Below are 829 nucleotides of genomic sequence, written 5' to 3'. Positions count from 1 at the left end.
CTCATTAAACAAATACCTAAACGCCCCCGTCTGCGCCCCGTTTGCGAATTTACCGCCACCAACCACCGAGATGGTGCCGCCAACGACCGCATCTCTAGCAGTATTGCCAATCATCTCAGACATATTCTTTGAATGTCCTGATGAACCAAGGTAAGAGCCGAGTGAACCTGATAAAAAACCAGCGCCAAAACTACCGCCCATTCTGTCTTGCACGATACCGCCTGCCAATCCATGAGCGGCTAAGGTTTTCATGGAGCCTGATTCCCATCCTGGGTTGTATTGCATTTTACCATCAATACCCATTTTCCACCTTATTTCATTTATTTATTCCATACCAAAAGCCATAACCTCCAAGCAACCCTGAAGCTATAAGCAATACCTTAATAGGGGTATCTTGAACAACATTATTACCAAGGAAAATAAATAATGCCAACGCCAAACCTACCAACCCTCCTGTAACAACTAAATTATAAATATTTACTAAATTAAATTCGTTTAAAATTTTTACTATTGGTATTCCAAATATAACAATAACGATAAAAGAAATAAAAATAGTAATTAACACCCAAAAAAATAATCCACCTATGATACTACCGAAACTATTTTTAAATGGTACAACAATCACTAGTATCGCCATAAAAATAGATGGCACCATGGAGAACAACATGCTATATATAAACCCTGTTTTATATCGAGACTTTTGCATAACTCATAATTTTCCACCCTAATTTTAATTTTTAGATTTTTTCAAAACTACCTGTATTTTTTCATAAAGTCCAAAAAAACCTTATTTTCCCAGCTGTTTATTGCTTTATTTCCCTATTTTTAG

Annotated in this window: 2 protein-coding genes; both read right to left on the bottom strand. The window is 36.2% G+C overall.

Going from position 1 to position 829, the window contains the following annotated elements:
* The coding region (locus tag BHECKSOX2_RS06230; protein WP_139682911.1) for a hypothetical protein at window positions 1-303 on the bottom strand (303 nt) is incomplete at its 3' end.
* Window positions 304-316: 13 nt separating this feature from the next.
* Window positions 317-706, bottom strand: coding sequence for a hypothetical protein (locus BHECKSOX2_RS06225; RefSeq protein WP_139682910.1), 390 nt, complete (start codon window positions 704-706; stop codon window positions 317-319).
* Window positions 707-829 lie beyond the last annotated feature (123 nt).

The sequence above is a fragment of the thiotrophic endosymbiont of Bathymodiolus puteoserpentis (Logatchev) genome, from assembly GCF_900127505.1.
GTDB lineage: Bacteria > Pseudomonadota > Gammaproteobacteria > PS1 > Pseudothioglobaceae > Thiodubiliella.
The sequence above is the reverse complement of the archived record's forward strand: the minus strand, read 5'-3'. Positions and strand labels throughout refer to the sequence as shown.

What these genes read in the sequence shown, in the direction of transcription:
- BHECKSOX2_RS06225 (WP_139682910.1), bottom strand. Translation starts at nt 706, where the DNA reads ATGCAAAAGTCTCGATATAAAACAGGGTTTATATATAGCATGTTGTTC.